Annotated in this window: 20 protein-coding genes; 10 read left to right on the forward strand and 10 right to left on the reverse strand. The window is 72.6% G+C overall.

Annotated elements, in window-relative coordinates; genetic code table 11:
* Window positions 1-58: 58 nt before the first annotated feature.
* The 3 genes from BX285_RS34400 to BX285_RS34410 form a co-directional block, all read right to left on the reverse strand.
* The gene (locus tag BX285_RS34400; RefSeq protein WP_121179455.1) at window positions 59-262 is read right to left on the reverse strand and encodes a hypothetical protein; all 204 of its coding nucleotides are present in this window, start codon (window positions 260-262) and stop codon (window positions 59-61) included.
* Between the two features lie 109 nt (window positions 263-371).
* Window positions 372-692, reverse strand: coding sequence for a hypothetical protein (locus BX285_RS34405; RefSeq protein WP_097240978.1), 321 nt, complete (start codon window positions 690-692; stop codon window positions 372-374).
* The gene (locus BX285_RS34410) at window positions 689-1,504 is read right to left on the reverse strand and encodes a phytanoyl-CoA dioxygenase family protein (protein ID WP_183107334.1); all 816 of its coding nucleotides are present in this window, start codon (window positions 1,502-1,504) and stop codon (window positions 689-691) included. Before BX285_RS34410 ends, BX285_RS34405 begins: the two co-directional genes overlap by 4 nt.
* A 143-nt stretch (window positions 1,505-1,647) precedes the next feature.
* On the opposite strand from BX285_RS34410, the gene BX285_RS34415 reads away from it, so the two are divergent.
* On the forward strand, window positions 1,648-2,457 hold the full coding sequence (locus BX285_RS34415) for a helix-turn-helix domain-containing protein (RefSeq protein ID WP_121179456.1): 810 nt from the start codon (window positions 1,648-1,650) through the stop codon (window positions 2,455-2,457).
* A gap of 44 nt (window positions 2,458-2,501) precedes the next feature.
* Here the strand turns inward: BX285_RS34415 and BX285_RS34420 are convergent, their stop codons facing one another.
* From BX285_RS34420 to BX285_RS34440, 5 genes are all read right to left on the reverse strand, one after another.
* Window positions 2,502-2,762 (reverse strand): hypothetical protein, encoded by a 261-nt coding sequence (locus tag BX285_RS34420; protein ID WP_097240976.1) that lies wholly within the window; start codon window positions 2,760-2,762, stop codon window positions 2,502-2,504.
* Entirely contained in the window at window positions 2,755-3,033 is a 279-nt protein-coding gene (locus BX285_RS34425) for a hypothetical protein (protein WP_143685920.1), read from the reverse strand. The genes BX285_RS34420 and BX285_RS34425 overlap by 8 nt, the downstream gene beginning before the upstream one ends.
* Before the next feature lie 167 nt (window positions 3,034-3,200).
* Window positions 3,201-5,012: a trypsin-like serine protease gene (locus BX285_RS34430; RefSeq protein ID WP_183107335.1), complete on the reverse strand. Its 1,812-nt coding sequence runs from the start codon at window positions 5,010-5,012 to the stop codon at window positions 3,201-3,203.
* A gap of 59 nt (window positions 5,013-5,071) precedes the next feature.
* Window positions 5,072-5,566: a hypothetical protein gene (locus BX285_RS34435; protein ID WP_121179458.1), complete on the reverse strand. Its 495-nt coding sequence runs from the start codon at window positions 5,564-5,566 to the stop codon at window positions 5,072-5,074.
* 47 nt (window positions 5,567-5,613) lie between these two features.
* Window positions 5,614-6,102, reverse strand: a complete 489-nt coding sequence (locus BX285_RS34440; RefSeq protein WP_097240973.1) for a hypothetical protein — start codon at window positions 6,100-6,102, stop codon at window positions 5,614-5,616.
* 525 nt (window positions 6,103-6,627) lie between these two features.
* Here BX285_RS34440 and BX285_RS34445 point away from each other — a divergent pair.
* The gene (locus tag BX285_RS34445; protein ID WP_183107336.1) at window positions 6,628-10,506 is read left to right on the forward strand and encodes a polymorphic toxin-type HINT domain-containing protein; all 3,879 of its coding nucleotides are present in this window, start codon (window positions 6,628-6,630) and stop codon (window positions 10,504-10,506) included.
* 138 nt (window positions 10,507-10,644) lie between these two features.
* Window positions 10,645-10,974 carry a hypothetical protein gene (locus tag BX285_RS34450; protein WP_121179460.1) on the forward strand — a complete coding sequence of 110 codons (330 nt, stop codon included), beginning with the start codon at window positions 10,645-10,647 and terminating at the stop codon, window positions 10,972-10,974.
* Window positions 10,975-11,144: 170 nt separating this feature from the next.
* Here the strand turns inward: BX285_RS34450 and BX285_RS34455 are convergent, their stop codons facing one another.
* On the reverse strand, window positions 11,145-12,383 hold the full coding sequence (locus BX285_RS34455) for an N-acetylmuramoyl-L-alanine amidase (RefSeq protein ID WP_121179461.1): 1,239 nt from the start codon (window positions 12,381-12,383) through the stop codon (window positions 11,145-11,147).
* A gap of 1,165 nt (window positions 12,384-13,548) precedes the next feature.
* Between BX285_RS34455 and BX285_RS34465 the strand changes: the two genes are divergently transcribed.
* Window positions 13,549-14,172 carry a hypothetical protein gene (locus BX285_RS34465; protein WP_097240969.1) on the forward strand — a complete coding sequence of 208 codons (624 nt, stop codon included), beginning with the start codon at window positions 13,549-13,551 and terminating at the stop codon, window positions 14,170-14,172.
* A gap of 91 nt (window positions 14,173-14,263) precedes the next feature.
* On the opposite strand, the gene BX285_RS37735 is transcribed toward BX285_RS34465, so the two are convergent.
* Window positions 14,264-14,899, reverse strand: a complete 636-nt coding sequence (locus BX285_RS37735) for a bacterial transcriptional activator domain-containing protein (protein ID WP_179853148.1) — start codon at window positions 14,897-14,899, stop codon at window positions 14,264-14,266.
* A 660-nt stretch (window positions 14,900-15,559) separates the two neighbouring features.
* Between BX285_RS37735 and BX285_RS37740 the strand changes: the two genes are divergently transcribed.
* The 6 genes from BX285_RS37740 (at window position 15,560) to BX285_RS37745 (ending at window position 19,613) form a co-directional block, all read left to right on the forward strand.
* Window positions 15,560-18,136, forward strand: coding sequence for a S8 family serine peptidase (locus BX285_RS37740; RefSeq protein WP_183107337.1), 2,577 nt, complete (start codon window positions 15,560-15,562; stop codon window positions 18,134-18,136).
* A 30-nt stretch (window positions 18,137-18,166) separates the two neighbouring features.
* A complete protein-coding gene (locus BX285_RS34480; RefSeq protein WP_097240966.1) occupies window positions 18,167-18,349 on the forward strand; it encodes a hypothetical protein in 183 nt (60 codons plus the stop codon).
* A 101-nt stretch (window positions 18,350-18,450) separates the two neighbouring features.
* The gene (locus BX285_RS34485) at window positions 18,451-18,642 is read left to right on the forward strand and encodes a hypothetical protein (protein ID WP_121179464.1); all 192 of its coding nucleotides are present in this window, start codon (window positions 18,451-18,453) and stop codon (window positions 18,640-18,642) included.
* Between the two features lie 110 nt (window positions 18,643-18,752).
* Entirely contained in the window at window positions 18,753-19,145 is a 393-nt protein-coding gene (locus BX285_RS34490; protein WP_121179465.1) for a hypothetical protein, read from the forward strand.
* Window positions 19,146-19,171: 26 nt separating this feature from the next.
* Window positions 19,172-19,366, forward strand: a complete 195-nt coding sequence (locus tag BX285_RS34495; protein WP_121179466.1) for a hypothetical protein — start codon at window positions 19,172-19,174, stop codon at window positions 19,364-19,366.
* Window positions 19,367-19,412: 46 nt separating this feature from the next.
* Window positions 19,413-19,613 carry a hypothetical protein gene (locus BX285_RS37745; RefSeq protein ID WP_097240963.1) on the forward strand — a complete coding sequence of 67 codons (201 nt, stop codon included), beginning with the start codon at window positions 19,413-19,415 and terminating at the stop codon, window positions 19,611-19,613.
* Window positions 19,614-19,874: the final 261 nt, after the last annotated feature.

Here is a 19,874-nt window from a genome sequence, read left to right on the forward strand (position 1 = left end):
ACTACCCGTCCTGCATGGCAGGTTGACCCGCCTGACGACGCTGCCGGCCGCGCACCGATCAGTTGCTGTGCCACTCCCGGGCGGGAAGCGGGCCTTCCGGGGTGTCGCCCAGGCGCTCGACCCACGCCGGGGCGGCGAGGACCCTGTACGTCCCCTCCTGGGAGAAGCGAATCTCCTCGTCCAGGCCACGGTCCTGGAGCACGGTGTGCTCCCACTGCTCACGCTCGCTCTCCGCCAGCACCGACCAGATCGAATCCGACACCCGACTTCCCCCGCTGTGCGCCACCGTGCTCGGCCAGGCGGCCGAGCACGGCCGGATGCTACCCGGCAGGACCGACACCCCCGTGAGCCCGGAGCGGCCCCGGAACCCTTCACGGGCCGGATTGCAGCGTCTCGATCCGCTCGAAGAAGAACTCGTGCTTGAGGAAGGAGACGTCGTACTCGTGGCCCGGGTACGGCGGGACGAGCTGGGCGGCCTGGATCAGCCGCCAGCCGTCCCTGAGCGCGTCGAGTCCGGTGCCGTAGGGCGGCTCCGCGCTGTCTCCCGTGGTCGGAGAGGTGCGGCCGGTGCCGTCGTACCGCGACCAGCCGACCACCTCCGAGTCCAGCGCGGAGGTGAGCAGGTACAGCACGAGCACCTGCTGGCGGAGCACGGGAGCGGGGACCGTGGCCCCGGGCGAGTCGACCGTCATGCCGTTGCCTCCTGGGGCCGGTTGGAGACCCTGGTCACCCAGTGGTCGAGGTCGAAGCCGGGGTCGCCGGTCAGTTCGCGCCACAGCAGGGCGCGGTTGTAACGCTCCAGACGCCCGGTGGCGGCTTCGTACCAGGGGAACACGACGTCCAGTTCGGAGCGCACGCGCGGATCGTGCAGGTCCGAGGTGTCCCACAGGAGTCGCTGGCGGACCGTCGGATTGAAGCGGATCTTGTACATGTAGCGGGTCGTGTCGCTGTCGTTGCGGCGACCGCCGTGCCAGAGGCCGTGGTGTACGAACACCACCGTCCCGGCCGGACAGACCAGTCGGTCCTGGCCACGAAGGTTCTGGTAACGGCCGGTGTCCGACTCGTTGATCCGGCGCAGGTGGCTGCCGGGGACGCTGAGGGTGCCGCCCATCTCCAGCGTCACCGCCTGCGGGTAGTACATCAGTTGGACGTCGAAAGCGTCCGGCCGAACGTCGATGATGGCGTCCGCGTGCAACGGCTGCGCCTCCCCGCCGCGGGGCTCGCGCACATGGACGGCGTGGTGGTCCACGAGCGGCCCGGGGCCGACCAGGCTGCGCAACGCGCCGTCGACCTGCGGGAGCGCCAGCAGCCTGGCGGTGAAGGAGTCCGGCGCGTAGGCCTGCGACAGTGGCGTCCCGTACGGGACCGGCGGCACCCCCTGCGCCAGCACCGCCAACGCCTCGGCGTTCAGGTCCGCAGGCACGACCGCGTCCAGCCGAAGAGATCCGCGGGCCACGAAGCGGGCCATCCGGACCGAGTCGAGCAGAATCCGTTTGGTGTCCATGGCGACAGACGCTAGGGCCGCGGGACCACCCCGCGAGTGGGCCCGGTTCGCCATCCACTGGTCAATTTTCACCATGTGCCGCCTCGCCGGAGGCCGCGGCCGGGACAGGGGGTACGCGGAGCCCGGGGTGGTAGAACCCGGGCATGGACACAGCACTCGCCCATCTCGACGCGCCTCCCGGCGTGGCGGCCGTCGGCATCGGGGTGCACGGCTGCGCCAGTCGTACGGACGTGTTCTCGCTGCCGAACCTGTGGCAGCTGCATCTCTACGGCTACGAGGCCGACCTGACGGTGAACGGCACCGCGCACGCGATCCGCCCGGGCCGGGTCAGCCTCATCCCGCCCGGCACCACGGTGCGCTACCGCTACCGGGGTCGCTCCGAGCACCTCTACGTGCACCTGCGCCTCGGATCGGCCGGCCCACCGATCCGGATCCCGGTGATCCAGGACGCCGGAACCGAACTCGTGCCGCTCGGCGCGCAGTTGAACAGCGCGCTGTCGGCCTGGCCGAGCTCGCCGGCGCGGGCGACGGCCGAGGTCTGGGCCGCGCTGTGGCGGGTGGCCCACCTGGCCCCGCCGCGCACGGCCGGCACCACCGCGCCCCATCCGGCGGTCGCGGCCGCCTTGGCGATGATCGAGGCGCGCTTGGCCGAGCCGCTGAGCGTGGCGGAGATCGCGAAGGCGGCGGGTGTCTCGCACAACCACCTGACCAGGCTCTTCCGTGCCGCCACCGGGAGCACCGTCGTCGGCTACCTCCGCGCCCGGCGGATGGAGCGGGCCCGCCACTTCCTGCAGGCCACCACCTTGTCCATCCCCGCCATCGCGGCGTCGGTCGGCATGCCCGACCTCCAGGCCTTCAACAAGGCGTGCCGCCGCGACCTCGGAGCCTCCCCGCGCGCCATCCGCCACGGCCTGAACCGCCACGCCGTGCCCCAGGCAACACGGTTGCCGTAGGCCTCAGGGCCTCAGAGCAACCGGGGTGGGCACTCCAGCGGCGGTCAGGAAAGGGACAGCCACACGATCCGCAGGACGTCGACGCTGGGCGGGTCGGCGTCCGGGTGGACGAAGAGCTCGCCGGTGACCCCCGGGGCCAGTACGACGTTGCGCAGGTCGCCCCACTCGTCCACCGGCTCGCCCGAGCTCCCGTCGAGCCGGGTCAGTGCGTTCGTGACCTGGGCGAAGAGCGCGGGGTCGCGCTCGCCGATCTCCTGCAAGGCCTTCGACGGCTGGTCCTGCAGGTAGGTGCGCCAGTCACTCACCTGTGGCTCCCGGCAGGGGGCGGCGGGTGTCGGCGAGCCGGGCGGAGACGGCGGCTCGGAATCCGGCTCGGTCGGGCCCGTACGCGGCCGCCATCGCCTTCGTCCACCAGGAGGTGATCGCGGCTTCCCGTTCGACCGGGTCCTCCAGGGGGCCGATCTCGCGGTAGAAGGCCATGCGGTCGGCCGGGCTGGGCAGTGCCTGCGCGATGCCGTCGATACTGACGGGCACCCGGGGCCCGCTCGACGCGTGGTGGACAGGCTGGGCGCTCATCCGTCCCCTCCCTCGCTCGGCTGCGGCCTGACCGCCGCGCTACTGACGTGACGACCGTACCGGCTGCCGCACCCGTGAGGGAACGGCTCCCATCCTCGACGCAGCATCTCGGGGGCGGGGACGGTTGCCCGCCCCCGCCGCCAGGATGCACCGCGCCGCGTGTCCGGTCAGCTGGTGGGCAGGGTGCTGCCGGACAGGGTGTCCAGCGGGGCCCACTTGGGCAGGCCGGGCTTGTAGGAGGTGTGGTTCACGGCGCCGTCGGCGCCGCCGGCGAAGACGTCCACGGTGTTGGAGGAGGTGCTGAACAGCGAGGTCGGGATCCGGCCGGCGGCGAACCTCCAGTCGCCCAGGGCCTCCCAGGCGCTCCACGGCTTGCCGTTGTTGAACCAGTACGCGTGGTACAGGAACGAGTTGCGCCCGGTGGCGAAGAGCTCGATGGCGTCGGTGGCCGGGTTGTAGAGGGCGCTGGGGGCGCCGGCGAACCGGTAGTCGCCGTTGATGGTGCTCCAGTTGCTCCAGCCGGTCATGCCAGGGGTGTAGTAGCGGTGGGCGAGCGGGCCGTCGGTGGTGGTCGCGAAGACCTCGGCGGTCTTCGTGGACGGGTTGTAGACCAGGCTCGGGCTGCCGGCGAAGGCGGCCCCGTCCAGCGGGAGCCAGTCGCTCCAGGGCTTGCCGTCGTTGAACCAGTAGGTGTGGTACATGGTGCTGTTGCGCTCGATGGCGAACAGCTCGACGGCGTCGGTGGCCGGGTTGTAGAGGGCGCTGGGGGCGCCGTTGAACTTCCGGTCGTAGATGTTCGCCCAGGGGCTCCAGTCGGTCATGCCCGGGGTGTAGTAGGCGTGGGCGACGGGGCCGTCGGTGGTGGTCGCGAAGACCTCGGCGGTCCGGGTGGACGGGTTGTAGACGGCGCTGGCGCCGCCGCTGAACTTGGTCGTGCCCGTGCCCGTCCAGGCGCGCCAGCCCTGCGCGTCGGCCAGGTAGTAGGTGTGCCACATGAGGCCGTCGCTGTCCACGGCGAACAGTTCGATGGCGGCGGTGGCCGGGTTGTACAGGGCGGTGGGCGAGCCGATGAACGGCTTCGTGCCGGCCGGGCGTTCGCTGATCGGCGTCCAGGTGCTCCAGCCCTGGCCGTTGATGTTGTACGCGCCCATGACGCGGCCCTTGTTGTCGACGGTGAACACCGTGGACGTCTGCTTGGCCGGGTCGTACACCGCACTGGCGGTCCGCGCGGTGGCGTTCGCCCGCACCTGCTGCACCCACCCCGCGAGGTCGTCCACGCGGGAGGACTGCGCGCCGGTGCGGGTCTCGGTGGCGGGGGTGCCGAGGCAGCCGCCCTGCCAGGAGCGGGAGGCGACGGCGACGAGTTCGGCCTTGCCGTTGGTCTCGCGGATCGCGGGGGCGCCGGTGTCGCCCTTGCAGATCGCGGCGCCGTTCTGGCCGGTGGTGGCGATGGTGGTGGGCTGGACGGCGTCGAGGCCGAACGCGCCCGCGTGCAGGGCGCCGGGCAGCCACTCGTCCTTGGTGCGCCCGTACCCGGGCACCCGCAGCTTCTCGCCGGCGGTCGGCGCGGTGGTGGCGAGGGCGAGCGGCGCAACGCCCTGGACGGGGGCGGCGAGGCGGGCCAGCACGAGGTCGCGGTCGGCGCGCGGCGCGAGTTCGAGGACGTCGACAGCCTTGCCGGCGATGGTGGCGGTGGTCTTCCACTTCGGCGCCCCGGCGGTCAGCGCCTGCGGCTGGGCGGGGTCGTCGGACAGGCAGCTCGCGGCGGTGATGACCCAGGACGGGTCGACGAGGGCGCCGGTGCAGGCGCGCAGGTTGTCGCCGATGGCGAGCCTGGCGGTGTAGGCGTAGGAGCCGTCCGTGACGGGGTCGCCGACGACGGCCCCGGCCGGGGAGGCGAAGGTGGTCAGCGCGCCGGCGGCTGCGGCCGCGATGAGCACGCCGGTTCGCAGCGGGCGGGACGAAGTCCTGTGAAGCACGTGGGTTCCAGTCGAATGAGGAGGATGGGGGAGCCGGGCTGAGCCGAGGTCAGCCGGGGTCAGCCGGTGACGCGCAGTTCGACGACGGTGGTCGGGGCCTGGCCCAGGCCCTCGCCGACGCCGGTGAAGCCGTCCTTGGGCACGTCGGTGCTCTGCGAGGCGCCGGCGGCGGTGAGGCCGACCCGTACGGCCCGGCCCGCGGTCTGCGCGGCGAACACGTCCGGCAGCTCCAGGGCCAGGTAGCCGGTCACGGCGGGCGCGGTGAAGCAGATCTTGTTGTCCGTGTTGCCCGGCGCGCGGGTCCACAGCTGGATCTGCGTGGGCGTGGAGCAGTCGGCCAGCATGATGCCGCCGTCGCCGCGCAGCAGCTTGACGTTGCTGATGCCGGAGGCGCCGGGGTAGGAGAAGTCCTCGACCGCGGGCGGCGCCACGGAGGCATCGGCGGGCGGTGCGGGCGGCGGGGCGGTGTCGGCGGCGGCGAGCGCGCTCAGCCCGAAGACGCCTGCGGCGGTGGCGGCGAGGGCCGCCGTCCAGCCGCGGATGCGGTGCTTCATGGGTGATCCTGTGTCGGTCGGTGATCGGTCGTTGGCGTGGTGTCCGGTCAGCCGGTGACGCGCAGCTCGACGAGCATGGTCGGCTTCTGGCCCATGGCCTGACCGACGGTGGTGTAGCTGTTCTTGGCGACGTCGACGGTCTGCGCCACGCCCTCGGAGGTGAGGTCGGCGCGGACGGCCTTGTCCCCGGTCTGGATCATGAAGGTCTGCGGAAGTTCGAGGGACAGGTACCCGGTGGTGCCGGTGACCCGGAAGCAGACGCCGGGGCCGCCGCTGGGGCTCGGGACTGCGACGCTCCACAGCTGGATCTGGGTGACGGTGTTGCAGTCCGCCAGCATGATGTGGCCGTCGCCGCGGATGAGCTTGAGCTGCGGGTTCGGGGAGTCGCCGGGGTAGGCGAAGTCCTCGACGGCCGGCGGAGCGGTGGCGGCGTCACCCGCGGGAGTGGTGTCGGCGCTGGCGAGCGCACCGGCGCCGACCGTCGTGGCGGCGGCCACCGCACCGATGGCCAGCCATCGGACTATGGCGTTCTTCATCTCGCGTTCCTTTCATCGTGATTGACAGGACCTTGACCGCACGTCGGACGGTGCGGGTGAGGACTTGAGCCATGGGAAACGGCCGACGCGACCGGACGCCCCCGCGATTTACCGTCCCCCTGAAGACTTGACGGCCCGCAGTCTAGGGCATTGCCACTATTTGAATCACCGGTCCGGGTGCCAGGGGAGCTTCGAGAGTTCGAGAGCTGCTTGCCGGCCTGCAGAGTTGATAGGTCTTTGCCCGAATTTCCCACCATTCGGTGCGTCAGGAAGCTCCTTTTCCGCGTTTCTGGCGGCACGTCATCTGCGGATATGCTCCCGAGGCCGAAGTGCGGCCAGTGGATGTGGAGAGGTGGGTCTCTGGTGGATGGATTGAATGTCCGGTCCAGGTGGCGAAGGCGGGGTGGGCATTCCATATCCGGAAAGCTCAGTCTGCGCCTTTTGCCGCTGACCTTGACAGCCGGACTGCTCGGCGTCGCGCCCTTCGCAGCCGCGGACCCGCTGCCCGAGGAAGTTGCGGTCCCGATGACCGAGCGCGGCAGGGTGGTCGCGTACTGGAAGGACGGCGGTGCGGCGGTCAAGGCCGCGGCCGAGGCAGCGCTGACCGGCTCGGACGATGACGTTCGCAAGTTCCTGGGCAGCGATCGGCTGCTCGCTCAGGTGCAGGACGACCAGGTCAGCGCCGCGCAGATCCTGACGCTCGGCGGCCCCAGCGTGCGGGAGGCTGCGCGCAAGGCACTGGCGGGCACGCCGGACGCCCTTCAGGCCTTCCTGAAGAACGGCTGGCAGGAGCCGCTGAAGGTCGATCAGCAGCTGAAGGCCGCCTCGCTGATGAACGGCGCCGGCCCCGGCGTCCAGGCAGCCGCGAAGGCGGCGCTGAACGGCACCCCCGACGACGTCCAGGTCTTCGTCAACGAGGGCCAGTACACCGCGCGCGACGCCGACGACCGGGTGAAGCTCGTCCAGATCCTCAGCGAGGGCGGCCCCAACACCCAGGCCGCGGCGCGACTGGCGATCAACGGTTCGATCGAGGACGTACGGGAGTTCCTCACCGTCGGCGTGCACGTCGCCAGGGCCCGTGACGCCGAGCGCACCAGCATCGCCCAGCTGACGCAGCAGGCCAAGGAGGCCTCCGCCCAGGCGGTGCGTGAGACGGAGGCAGCCAAGGAGGCCTCCGCCCAGGCGGTGGCGGCCTCGCAGCTGGCCAAGGAGTCGGCTGCGAAGGCTGCGGCCGAGACCGCGGCCGCCGGCAGTGACTCGAACGCGGCAGGAGCAGCAGCCGGGCGCGCGGCCGACGCCGCGGGCCGGGCGGCGGAGGCCGCCCAGACGGCGATGAAGGCCGCCCGCAGTGCCACCAACTCGGCGCGCACCGCGGCCAGCGCGGCATCCCAGGCGTCGTACGCCGCCGCGGGCGCGGCACAGGCGGCGACGGCGGCCCGCAACGCCGCCGCCGGGGCGGCGTCGGACCGCTCCAAGGCGGATGCCGCCGCGCAGGCCGCGACGGCGGCCGAGACCGCCGCGACTGCGGCTGCGGCCTCCTCCGCCTCACTCACGCAAGCCAACACGGCCGCCGCCGCCAGCCAGCAGGCCGCGGACGCCGCGCTGAGCGCGGGCGGCAACGCGCAGGCCGCCGCCGACTCGGCCGACCAGGCGGGCGGCTTCGCGTCCGCGGCCGGCGCCCAGTCGGCGCGGGCCAAGGCCGCCGCCGCCGCGACGCGTCGCCAGGCCCAGGAGGCGACGCGGGCAGCGAGCGCCGCCAAGTCGCTGGCGGGCGAGGCCGCGAAGGCCGCGACCGAAGCCAAGGCATTGGCGGACTCCGCAGCCACGCACGCCCACAACGCCGCGCTGGCCGCTCAGGAAACCGCCCAGCACGCGGGCGAGGCCGCGCAGGCCGCCGCCGTGTCCAAGGCCCACGCGGACGCCGCCGTGGCTGCCGCGCAGACCGCCAAGGACGCGGTCGACAAGGCCAACCAGGTCCACGACCTCGCCACGCGCGCCGAGGACGAGGACCTCACAGCCCGGACCGCAGCGGACGTGGAGAAGGCGCGGGCTGCCAAGGCTGCGTACGACGACAAGCAGACCGCCATCGGCGACGCCGTCCAGCAGCTGCGCCAGAGCAAGGACGAGGCGGACCGTCTGGCCGCAGCACTCACCCAGCCGAATCCCGACACCGCCATGGTCGCCACGGACGGGCGCAAGCTCGCCGTCCTGTCCATGAAGATCGCCGGGCCGTGGGAAAGCGCCGCCGCGCGGACCGCAGTCGCCGGGGACGACACGACGGTGCTGGAGTACGTCCGTTCGGGACGGCGCCAGGCGATCGACCTCGACAACCGGGAGCGGGTCTCGAACCTCGCGGCCGGCTCGGAGCTGCCCGCCGTCCGCGCCGCGGCCACCACCGCCCTCAAGGGCGACGCCAACGCGGTGGCCGCATTCCTGAGTACCGGTCAGTACCAGGCAGCGGCCCCCGACTTCCAGCTCAGTGTCGCCAAGATCGTCAACGACGGCGGTCCCAGCGTCCAGGCAGCTGGGCGCGCCGCACTCAACGGCAGCGTCGACGCCCTGCGCGACTTCCTGAACAACGGCCGCTACCTCGCCCAGCTCTCCGACGACCAGGTCAAGGCCGCAGGGCTGCGCGCGTCCGGCGGGGCCGAGGTCAAGGCCGCCGCGCAGGTCGCGCTCGAAGGTCCGCCCGACGTCCTGCGCACCTTCATCGAGACCGGCCAGTACACCGCTGCGCGCAAGGACGCGCTGGCGGCGACCCACAAGGCCGAGATCGAGCGGATGATCGCCGAGGCGTCGGCCGTCACGGCCTACGCCCAGCAGAGCGCCGCCCAGGCCGTCCAGGCCGCTGCCGTCGCCCGCAACGCCGCCGACGAGGCGAAGGCCGCCTCCGACCAGGCCAAGGCGGCAGCAGACCAGGCCGCCGGTTACGCGGCCGACGCTCGCGCCAAGGCGGACGCGGCCGCCACGAGCGCGCAGAAGGCCGCCGAATCGGCCAAGACCGCCACGGCTGCCGAGGCCTCGGCGCGGAAGTCCGCCGCGTCCGCGGCGTACTCGGCGCAGAAGGCCCAGGCCTCCGCGAACTCCGCGCAGGTCTCCGCCGCCAGTGCCTACCAGTCGGCCGCCCAGGCGCGGGCCGACGCGGAGGCGGCAGGGCAGGACAAGCTGGTCGCGGCACAGGCGGCGACCAACGCCTTCCAGGCCTACACGACGAAGCACGAAGCGGAGCAGGAAGCCGCGCGGCAGGCCGCCGAGGAAGCCCAGACCGACGCGAAGCTGAAGGCCGAGGCCGAGGCCGCGCAGAAGGCGACCGAAGCGAACCTGGAGGCCGAACTCCGCAAGCAGATCGGGGAGAGCGGCGGCTCCAGCTGGATGGACACCGCCCTCGGCGTCGTCCACGGCCTGCTGGACATCGTCTCGCTGGTCCCCGGCATCGGTACCAGCGCAGCCCTCATCAACTGCGGCATCTACGCGCTGCAGAAGGACGTCGCGAACGCGACCATGGCCTGCCTCAGCGCCATCCCGCTGGCCGGAGACGCCGCCGCAGTCGCCAAGCTCGCCAAGTGGGCCGAGAAGATCCCCGGCGGCGCGAAGGTCCTGGGCTTCCTGGAGAAGCTGTTCTCCAAGGTCCCCGGGACCTGCCTGATCAGGCCGAACAGCTTCCCCGCCGGCACCCGCGTCCTGATGGCCGACGGCACCGCCCGGCCCATCGAGCAGATACGCGTCGGGGACCGCGTCCTCGCCACGGATCCCCAGACCGGGGAGACCGGCCCCAGGCCGGTCGACGCCACCATCTACACCCCGGACGACCGCGAGTTCGTCGACCTGGTCGTCGCGGACGGCAAGGGCAACTCCGGCAGCATCACGGCGACGGCCCACCACCCGTTCTGGTCGCAGAACCGTGCGGCCTGGGTCGACGCCGGCGAGATCACCGGCGGAGAGAAGCTGACCGCCCCGGCAGGCACCGCGACGGTGTCGTCCGCCAGGACGTGGAGCACTGTCCAGCCCGCCTACAACCTCACGGTCCGCGGCATCCACACCTACTACGTGATCGCCGGGAACACCCCGGTGCTCGTGCACAACACGGCGCCGGCCTGCGGCATCACGACGGAGGTTCTGGAGGACGCGTGGAAGACGTGGAACACGGAGGACAACCTCGTGCACGTCATCGACGTGGCGAAGCACGGGTTCGGTGACATCATCGCCAAGGCCGGAGGCCGCGAACAGGCCCTTCGCATGGTCATGGACAGCCTGCACAGCGCCACGGACCTGCCCGCCAGCGGACTCTACGAGGTCACCCGCGTGATCGAGGGCGAGGTGGTGACGATCCGAGGAGCGGTGGTCAACGGAGTACCGCGGCTCGGCACGGCATTCATCCGGGCGAAGTTCCCCGGAACCCCGTAGCCTTGCGCGAGGGCGCCGCAAGCAACCTCGAACGTGACAGTGAATTTGCTACTTCCCGCCCCCGCGGGCGATGTTCCGGAGGCCCCCACCATGACGGTTGCCATCACACCCCGACCCCTGAACTCCAGGGAGAGGGGCGTGCTCCAACTGGTACTCTCGCAGGAATTTCCCGGGGCAGCCGAGCTGCTGGCCCAGATCGACCTCGTCGAGGTGTACGCGCAGTGGGGTCCGGAATCGGCGAGCGTCGACGTACGGGTACGGGAAGGCGCACCGCCCTCGGTGGTGTCCGGCCTCGTTCCGGTGCGATCGATCGTCGTGGACGAAGCCGGCTCCCTGTTCGGGGAGATTCTCCTCTGGGTGGCCGACGGGTACCTCGCGGCCATTGAATTCGCGTGGTACGGCGACGAGCCGCCGCGGACCCTCCCCGAAGCGCGCATGATCTCCACCGAGGTCCAGGCCGACCAGTAGACCGGTTCGGTTCGCACCGGACCCGCACGGCCAAGAGCCCCGCCGGAATCCCTTCCGGCGGGGCTCTTCGGACATCCGGGCGCCCCGGATCCGATGCGCCGGTCGACCGGGCCGTCGAACGTCCGTCCTGGGTCGTCCTCCTCGGCGTCGGCCGGCTCGTACCGGTCGATCTACTGGGTGGTCGCCTGGACGTCGGTGGCCTTGAGGAACGCCAGGCGGTGGTTGAAGCGGATCGGGTAGTAGGTGTCGTGGCCGACGACCAGGGTGCGGTCGTCGGGCGCGTCGCCGTTGATGTTCTGGTCGTAGAAGTAGTCGGCCTGCTCGGGGGTGGCGGCGACGGCGAGGTACGCCTGTCCGGCCGGGACGGTCGCGCGCAGGGCCACCACCGGCAGCGGTTTGATGGCCGGGTAGGGCGTGTAGGCGGCGGCCTCGGGGTAGGCCCGGCCGTAGACCGGGATGGTGGCGGCGCCCGGGTGCGGGGCCAGCACGGTGGTGGGCCCGGCGGCCCCGGTGCGCCGGTCGGTGTGCGCGGCCCGACCGTTCGGGTTGGCGAACCAGCACCTCTGGCCGTCGTACCAGATCGCCGTCCAGTCGCCCTGCTGGTCGGCGACGACGTAGCGGGCGCCGGTGGAGGCCTTGTCGCTCCAGTCGTCGGCCCTGGTGGTGGCGCTGTTGATCAGCGGGGCGTCCGGGGCGGGCCGGGTACGCAGGTAGACGAAGTTCTCGGGGCGGGCGGAGACCCCACTGACGGGGGGCTCGTTGGCGGTGTCGAAGGGCGGGGCGATGGTGACGGTGTCGCCGGGGCGGGGCGGTGTGTCGGAGCCGGCGTCCAGCGGGGCGTGCAGCAGGTCGAAGTAGTGGGCCCAGTCCCAGAAGGTGCCGGGATCCCAGTGCATGTCGGCGATGGCGTCCTGAGTGGGGCCGGGGACGTCGTCGTGGCCGATGACGTGCTGGCGGTCCAGCGGGACGCCGAAGCGGTCGGCGAGGTAGCGCACCAGGGCCGCCGAGGACTGGTACAGCTGTTCGGAGTACCAGGTGGGGCGGTCGGTGGGCAGGGCGAAGCCCTCGTGTTCGATGCCGACACTGTGCATGTTGACGGTCTTGTTGCCGGCGTGCCAGGCGATGTCGCTGGTGTGCACCAGCTGGGTGACGTGGCCGTCGCCGGCGCGCACCAGGTAGTGCGCGGTGGCCTGTTCGCGGGGGTCCTGGAAGGCGGCGAGCGCGCCGGCGTAGTCGCTCTCGGTGTCGTGGATGACGAGGTAGCGGATCTGCTGGCCGTCGTCGGGGCGGTGCGCGGGGTTGTAGTTGCCGTAGGAGGTGGGGTCGTCGGGGTCGGTCAGCGCGTAGGCGGCGGGGATGAAGTCGCAACCCAGGCCGGGCGGGCACTCGGGGGTCTGGGACGCCTGCAACGGAGCCGGGGACGACGGCGAGGGAGCCGGGAGCGAGGGGAGCGGAGGCGGTTCGGGCAGGGCGAGATCCGGTACGCCGGGCAGGGTGAGCCACTGGCCCTCGGAGGTGGTGCGGGAAAGGCCCTGGCGCCAGGTGGCGTAGACACGGTCGGCGAAGGCGCGGCCGGCTGCCTCGCCGTCCGCTCCCGCCCGCCCGGCCTGGCCGAACCGAACGACGGCGGGGGTACCAGTGGGCGGGGTCGGCAGTGCCCGCGGTACCGCTCTGCTGCCGGTAGCGCGCCAGCAGGGCGGCGCCGCCGCGAAGGTTCTGCGCGCTGTCGGTGCGCAGCTGGGCCGCCGGGCGGTGGATCAGGTCGGCGGCGGCCTGGAGGGTGTGCAGGGCCGGGGAGTCGACGACCCGGGGCCGGGTGGGCCGAGCGGGCCGTGCGGGGTGGGGTCGGTCCTCGCCGCGTTGTCCGGTGGCCCTCTCACCGGGGGCGGCGGCGTTCTCGGCGGCGACGTCGACCTCGGTCAGCCCGAGGACGCCGTAGTTGCCGGTGGTACTGGGCGCACCCCGGTGGGACTCCCACCGGCTCTCCTGGTAGGCCAGGGCCAGCAGCAGGCCGGGTGGGACGCCGAACTCGTCGGCCGCCGCGGTGAACTGGCGCTGCAGGACCAGCGCGCCGGCCGGGACGACGCTCGCGGTGGTGCCGTCGTCGGGTCGGGCGTGGGCAGCGGGTGCGGCCGGCGCGCTCGTACCCGGGGCGGCGCCGACGGCGGCCAGGGCGAGCAGGCCGGCCACCAGGGGCCGTGCCCGGCGGGCCGGGCGGGAGGGGGTGGGGGCGGGGGCGGGGGCGGGGGTGGGGGCGGGGAATCGGGCCATTCCACGGTTGTAACGTCTCTGACGGCGGATCACCCGCCGTGACATTCGCCCGGCCGGGGCACGCGTGGGCAGCCGTGGCCCCGGCGTGCGGCAGACCATGACGTCGATCGGCTGACATGAACCGGAGGAAGTGCGCACCGGCGTGTAGACGGCGGTCGGCGCAATGATCGATCCGGACGGGCCATCGGGCTGACGGTCCACCGTGCGTGCTAGAACCTTCGACGGCAGTGATCGCTCACCCGCGAGCCATCGCCGTCAGCACCGTGCATCCATCGGCAGCAACTCCTCCACCGAAGGAGAACCATGTCCGTCGCACGAACCGCACGCACCGTCCGATCCGCCCTGTTAGCGGCACTCGCCGCGCTGGCGCTGCTGCTCTCCGGCGCGGCCGCCACCACGCCCGCCTCCGCCGCGACGACCGCCGCGACCACCGTCACCGGTCTGGACGGGGTGTGGGCCTGTGACGTCCCAGCCGGCTACGTCTACGACCAGGTGTCCATGAACCGCAGCTGCAGCGGCGGCGGCAGCTGGAACTCGCCGCAGTTCCACCTGCGTACGCCCGTCGACGGGCTGACCGCGTGTATCAGCACGCCGGCCTTCGTCTACGACTCCATCTCCTGGGGCTACGCGTGCAGCCAGCAGTCCGGCGTGATCTCCAACGCCTACCACCTGCGCACCCCGTACGACGGCCTGACCGCCTGCGTCGGCACCCCCGCCTTCACCTATGACTTCGTCGGCCGCAGCACCGCCTGCAGCCTGTCGTACGGAAGCGGCATCCCCTCCACCACCTTCCACCTGCGCAAGCCGGTCAACGGCATGTGGGCGTGCGACGTCCCCCGCGGCTGGACCTACAGCGCCACCACCTCGAACCTGGACTGCGCCAGCATCCAGGGTGTGCCGACCACCAAGTTCCTCCTGGTCGGCTGAGTCCGAGCAACACCCGTGGAACGGGCGGGCGACCCGGCGGCGGCCAGGCCGCCCGCCCCGGCCCACGGTGGGCGGCGGTGCCGACGTGCCGTCACATCCGGAGCAGGTTGCGCACCAGGCCTGTCATCTTCGGCGAGGGAGCGACGTTGAGCTCCCGCTGGAGGAACGAACGGTACCGCTGGTAGGAGTGCAGTGCGCTGGCGATGTTGCCCTCGGCAAGGTGCACCTCGACCACGATCCGATGCGCCGTCTCGCGCACGGGGTCGATCGCGATCGCCGCGAGCGCGGTCTGGAGCGCAGCCAAGTACCGCTCGGCGGCGCATAGTTGGCGGGCCAGGCTCTCCAGCGCGTACAGCCGCAGCTGGTCCCAGCGCTCGCGCTCCAGGCTGAGCCACTCCTCCTCCCAGCCGGGCAGCAGCTCGGCGGCGAGGTCGTCCACCAGGTCGTCGCAGCTGGCGGGCAACTGACTGAGCCCGGCCACCACTTGCCGTGCACTGCGTCGCGCGTCGCGCAGGTCCACCCGGACGGCGGGCGAGAGGCGCAGCCACCGCCCGGTGGTCTCGATCGGGATCGCCGAGCCCTCGTGCCGCGCATGGTACAGCGCGGCACGCAGGTTCGCCGCGGCGCGGCATTGCGTCGAATCAGGCCAGAGCCGCTCGGCCACGGCGACGCGCTGGACGCCGTCGTCATGCAGGGCCAGGAACGCCAGCAGGTGCTGAGCACTCACCGGAAGGAGGACACGGCCTCCGGCGTCGGTGGCCTCGAAGCCCCGCAGCAGTTCGATGCCCGGACCATCCCAGAACACAACCCCCACTCTGCCCCGACGGACCGTTCCGCGCACCCCCTCGGAGCCGCTGCGGACCCGAGCGCGCCGCGTGACCAGCGCGTTCGTTCGCCATCGCACGCTGCGTCGTGCGAGTGCTTCGCCACCGTCGCAGGGACGTTGCGCAAGCGTCCCGCGTGCGTCGTCCGGGCGTGCCGGAGGCTCGTCGCCGAGCGTCACGAGGCCGCCGGTGGACGGCCCGGGACCGCCCAGCAGCCCAGCGTCGCACGGGTGTTGACGGGGCGAGACGGCTCGACTCCGACGGGTGGCGCCACCACGACGGGTCACAGACCGTCACGGCGAGGCCGGATGGGTGGCCGCTCGGGCGACGGGCACACCTCCTCGCCGTGCCGATCGCAACGCCGGCGGGACGGAGCCGTGACGGTGCTCGGCCCGCCACCGTGACGCTCCGGAGCACGCCCGCCGCACGCCCGGGCTCGTTGACTTTCAGCAGTTGCTGCGGGCTCCGCAGCAGGCCGGCCCGACCGCCGGGAAGGGCCCCGCCCCCTGGAAAGGACCCCGACGCCCGGGAAGGTCCCCGACCCCCGAGAAGGGCGATGCCACATGGAGGCCAGAGCGGTGCTGTACGGCAGCCGAGCCCCGGAGGACGATCTCCTGGGCGACCCGGCCGTGTGCATCGCGGTCCTGGACGGCCCCGTCGACCTGTCACACCCGTGCTTCGACGGGGCGGACCTCACCCGGCTCGACACGCTCGTCACCGAGCCGGCCGGCGGCGGCCGGATGTCCCTGCACGGCACCCATGTCGCGAGCCTGCTCTTCGGCCAGCCCGGCAGCCCGGTGACCGGCCTCGCACCGCGGTGCCGCGGCCTGATCCTCCCGGTGTTCACCGACGCGGGGGAGGGCCGGGTGCCCCAGCTCGACCTGGCGCGGGCCGTCGAGCGCGCCGTCCAGGAGGGCGCGCACATCGTCAACATCAGCGGCGGCGAGCCCAGTCGGGACGCCCAGGCGGACGCCATGCTGGAGCGGGCGCTGCGACTGTGCGACGAGAGCGGCGTCCTGGTGGTCGCGGCCGTCGGCAACGACGGCTGCGACTGCGAACAGGTGCCGGCCGCCGTCCCGACGGTGCTCGCCGTCGGCGCGGCCGGGCCCGGCGGCGAACCGCTGGAGTCGAGCAACTGGGGCTCCGCGTACGCGACCAACGGCGTCCTGGCGCCCGGGCAGGGCATCGAGGGCGCCGCGCCGGGCGGGGGGCGCACGGCCCTCACCGGAAGCAGCTTCGCCACACCACTGGTCTCCGGGGTTGCCGCCCTGCTGGTCGGCGCGCAGGTGCGCGCGGGACACCGCGCCGACCCGTTGGCCGCCGGTCGGGCCATTCTGCAGGGCGCGGCCGGCGCGCCCTGTGCGCCCGCCGAGGCGCCCGAGTGCCGGCGCCTGCTGGTCGGGCACCTGAATGCAGCCCGGGCGTACGAGCTGATCACCCGCGAAGACCTGACGGCCCGTCGGTCGGCCGCCGAGACCACCGCGGACGGCGTCCGCACCACCCCCTCCCCCGAGGCCGGGGCCGCCGCGATCGGCGCACCCTCGTCGCTCGGGACCTTCCCTTCCGACTCGCACGAGGGAGCCAGCACCATGGACACCGAGAGTGTTCCCGCCGTCACCGCCCAGGCGGCGCCGATCGCGCAGAGCGCACCGTACGAAGCCTTCGCGCCGGCCGCTGTCCCGGCGGCTGCCGCGGCTGTTGCCCCGGCTGCTGCTCCGGCCGTCGCACCGGCCGGCGCCGGCGCCGGAGTGAGCGCCGGCGTGGCGGCTGCCGCCGCTCCGGGCACGCCGCCCGTCAGCCCCGTCCCCGTCCCGCCTTCCGCGCCGGCCCCGGCTCAGGCCGCGGTCGCCGGTGCCACCGCATCCGGCTTCGCCCCGGCGGCGCCCGTACTCGCGGCGCCCGTACCTGCCGCGCCCGTACCCACCGCTGCCAGCTCGCCGCCCGCGCCGGCGGCCGCCGTACCCACCGCACCGGCCACCCTTCCGCCCGACTCGGGCCGGCTGTCCCAGGCCCCCTGCGCCTGTCAGGGCGGGGTCCGGCCGTCCTGCGCCTCCACCAACGACCGGCCGCTGGTGTTCGCGATCGGCCAGGTCGGCGTGGACTTCCAGACCGAGGCCCGTCGGGACAGCTTCCGCCAGCTGATGGACCCCGTCCAGGGCAAGGAGGCCGGGGGCTCGGTGCCCGAATCGCCGGCCAACCCGTACGACGCCCAGCAGCTGCACGACTACCTGACGGTCAACCCGTGGGCCTCCGACAAGGTCACCTGGACGCTGAACCTGGAGAGCACCCCGGTCTACGCGATGGAGGCCGAACTCCCGGTCGGCATGGACTGGCCCAACACACCCCTGGACACCCTGCTCAGGACCGGCCGCACGCCGGAGCAGTTGCAGGAGCTCGACGATCCCGTCAGGTACCGGGCCCAGGCGCAGGCGCTCGTGGCCGATCCCGCCAAGCTCACGGACCTGCTGATGTCGCTCGACGGACCTGCGCCCCCGGTGTCGATGATCTACCGGTCGTTCCGCGACGCGTACCTCGGCCAGCACCTGCTGGCCACCGAGGACGGCTACATCTCCCGGATCTCGGTCCCCGGCCGGCTGACCGACCGGACGGTCCGGCTGTTCTCCGGGCAGGTCGTGCCCGTCATCGAGATCAAGAGCCGTGGCGTCTACATCTGGTACGAGAAGCAGCTGGTGGACGCCGTGGTGCAGGCCGTCAAGAAGGAGGCCGAGCAGCAGAAGGTGACGATCAACGAGCTGTACATCCAGAAGACCATGATCGCGTTCCTCGACAAGGTCTACTACCAGTTCCGCAACCTCGGGCAGACCTCTGCCGACCGGGCACTGAACGCCGCCGGGACGAACGCGTTCTCGGTCGCCAAGACCATCAGCCGGGCCATGCTCCTCGGTCAGGACATCCCCAGCACCGAGGACCAGGACAAGCCCAGCCTGTACTGCATCGACAGCGTTTCCGTCACGAAGAGCCCGTACTGCCGCATGGGCTCGGACTGCCAGGACGTGAGGGTGAGCTTCTTCGACCCGGAGAACGAGCGGCGCGCGCGGGTGAACATGCTGTTCACGATCGACGTCAGCGACGAGTTCCCCGTCACCCTGGCGCCGGCCCACCAGTTCATCGAGTCCTGAGCCCGCGGCGCCACCAGGAGGAGGCGGATCATGAAGACCCTCGAAACACAGCGCAAGCCCGACCGCTACCTGCCGGCGCTGGCCCCGCCGGTCCGGCGCGACGACCAGGCCGGGGCCGGTCGCCGAGCCGGTGGTCCGGGCGTCGAGGCGTCCCGGTCGGCGTGCGCCGGGCTGACCGGCCCGGCCCGGAGCATGTGCTACGCGGCCCTGTGACGGCCCGGCCCCTGACCCGGCGAACACCGAACAGAACCGGAACACGAGTAGGCACACAGCCAGGCACAACAGGCAAGCAAAAGAAGAAGGGATGACCGGAAATGATCAACGAAGAAGTCCGCGAGGAGCGCCACGCATGGTCCCCCGCCCCGCAGCTCCCGAAGCTGGCTCCGCCGGTCGACCGCACCGGCACCACCGGCGGCGCCCAGGACGGCGCGCAGGGCGTTGAAGCCAACTTCGACTGGGGGAACATCCTGGGCACCGTGCTGAACACCGCTTCCAAGTTCCTCTGACGAGGCGCCCACGCCGACGGCAGAACCCGAGCCCTCTGCCGTCGGCACCCGTCCGGTGACGCGTCCACCGGGGACCGGCCACCGGAACGCCGAGCAGGAGAGGAAGAACCATGGACCAGCAGCCGCCCCAGGTACGACCGATCGACCGCAGTCAGGGCTACGACGCCTACCTGAAGGTGATCAAGGTGGTCCCCAGCGTGGACGACAGCCTGAACCCGGCCATGCCGCCCACCAACGTGATCCGCGGCTTCGTCGGCCGTGTGATGCCGCCCGGCCCCGCAGGCGCCATCGCCGTCGCCGAAGCCGAGGCGGGCGCGGGCGCGGGCCCGGCCACCGGGACGACCGGCGCACCTTCCACCACCGAACCGTCCACGGCAATCATGGACGGCCCCGGCGGCATGTACGGCCCGAGCTTCTCGGACCCGGCCCCCTGGGCCTGCGGCGGCGCCCCCACTCCCGGCTGCCTGCCGCCACCGTCCCCTGCCATCGGCGGCCGGCGCTGACACCGCACCGAAAGGGATGAGCGGAAATGATCCACGAAGAAGCCCGCGAGGAGCGCCGGACGCGGTCCCCCGCCCCGCAGCTCCCGAAGCTCGCTCCGCCGGTCCACCGCGCCGGCACCCCCGCAGGTTCGCCCGGCTCCGCGGCCGGCGTCGAGGCCGACTCCATCTGGGACGACGTGAACCTGAACCCCCCGATGGTCATGGACGGCTTCGCCCTCTGACCAGTACCGCCCCGCGCCACCCACACCCGAGAAAGGATGAGCGGAAATGATCAACGAAGATGTCCGCGAGGAACACCCGACGTGGTCCCCCGCCCCGCAGCTCCCGAAGCTGGCTCCGCCGGTCTACCGCGCCGGCACCCCCGCAGGTTCGCTCGGCTCCGCCGCCGGCGTCGAGGCCGACTCCTTCTGGGACGACGCCCTCGGCGTCATCTCGAAGGTCGCCCCGCTCGCACTCGCGGCGATCTGACGACCCCCGCACCGTGCCGACCGCCCGCCCCACCCGCCGGCGGCCGGCACCGCCCGTGCCCCCACCCCACCCACCGGCCGACCCCCGACACCGACCGCCACCGCTCTGAGTGAGTCATCGATCGCATCGGGCCGTCGTCCAGGTGAAGCGGCGGCAGCGCTTCCGCGCAGATGCCGGGCGCATCGTCGACGGCACGTCGGTGTCCGCCTGTGTCCCCGATGCGGGAAACGGGGTTGTCGCGGAGCTCCTCCGGCCGGACCC

This window comes from Streptomyces sp. 1114.5 (genome assembly GCF_003635085.1).
In the GTDB taxonomy this organism is placed as follows: domain Bacteria; phylum Actinomycetota; class Actinomycetes; order Streptomycetales; family Streptomycetaceae; genus Kitasatospora.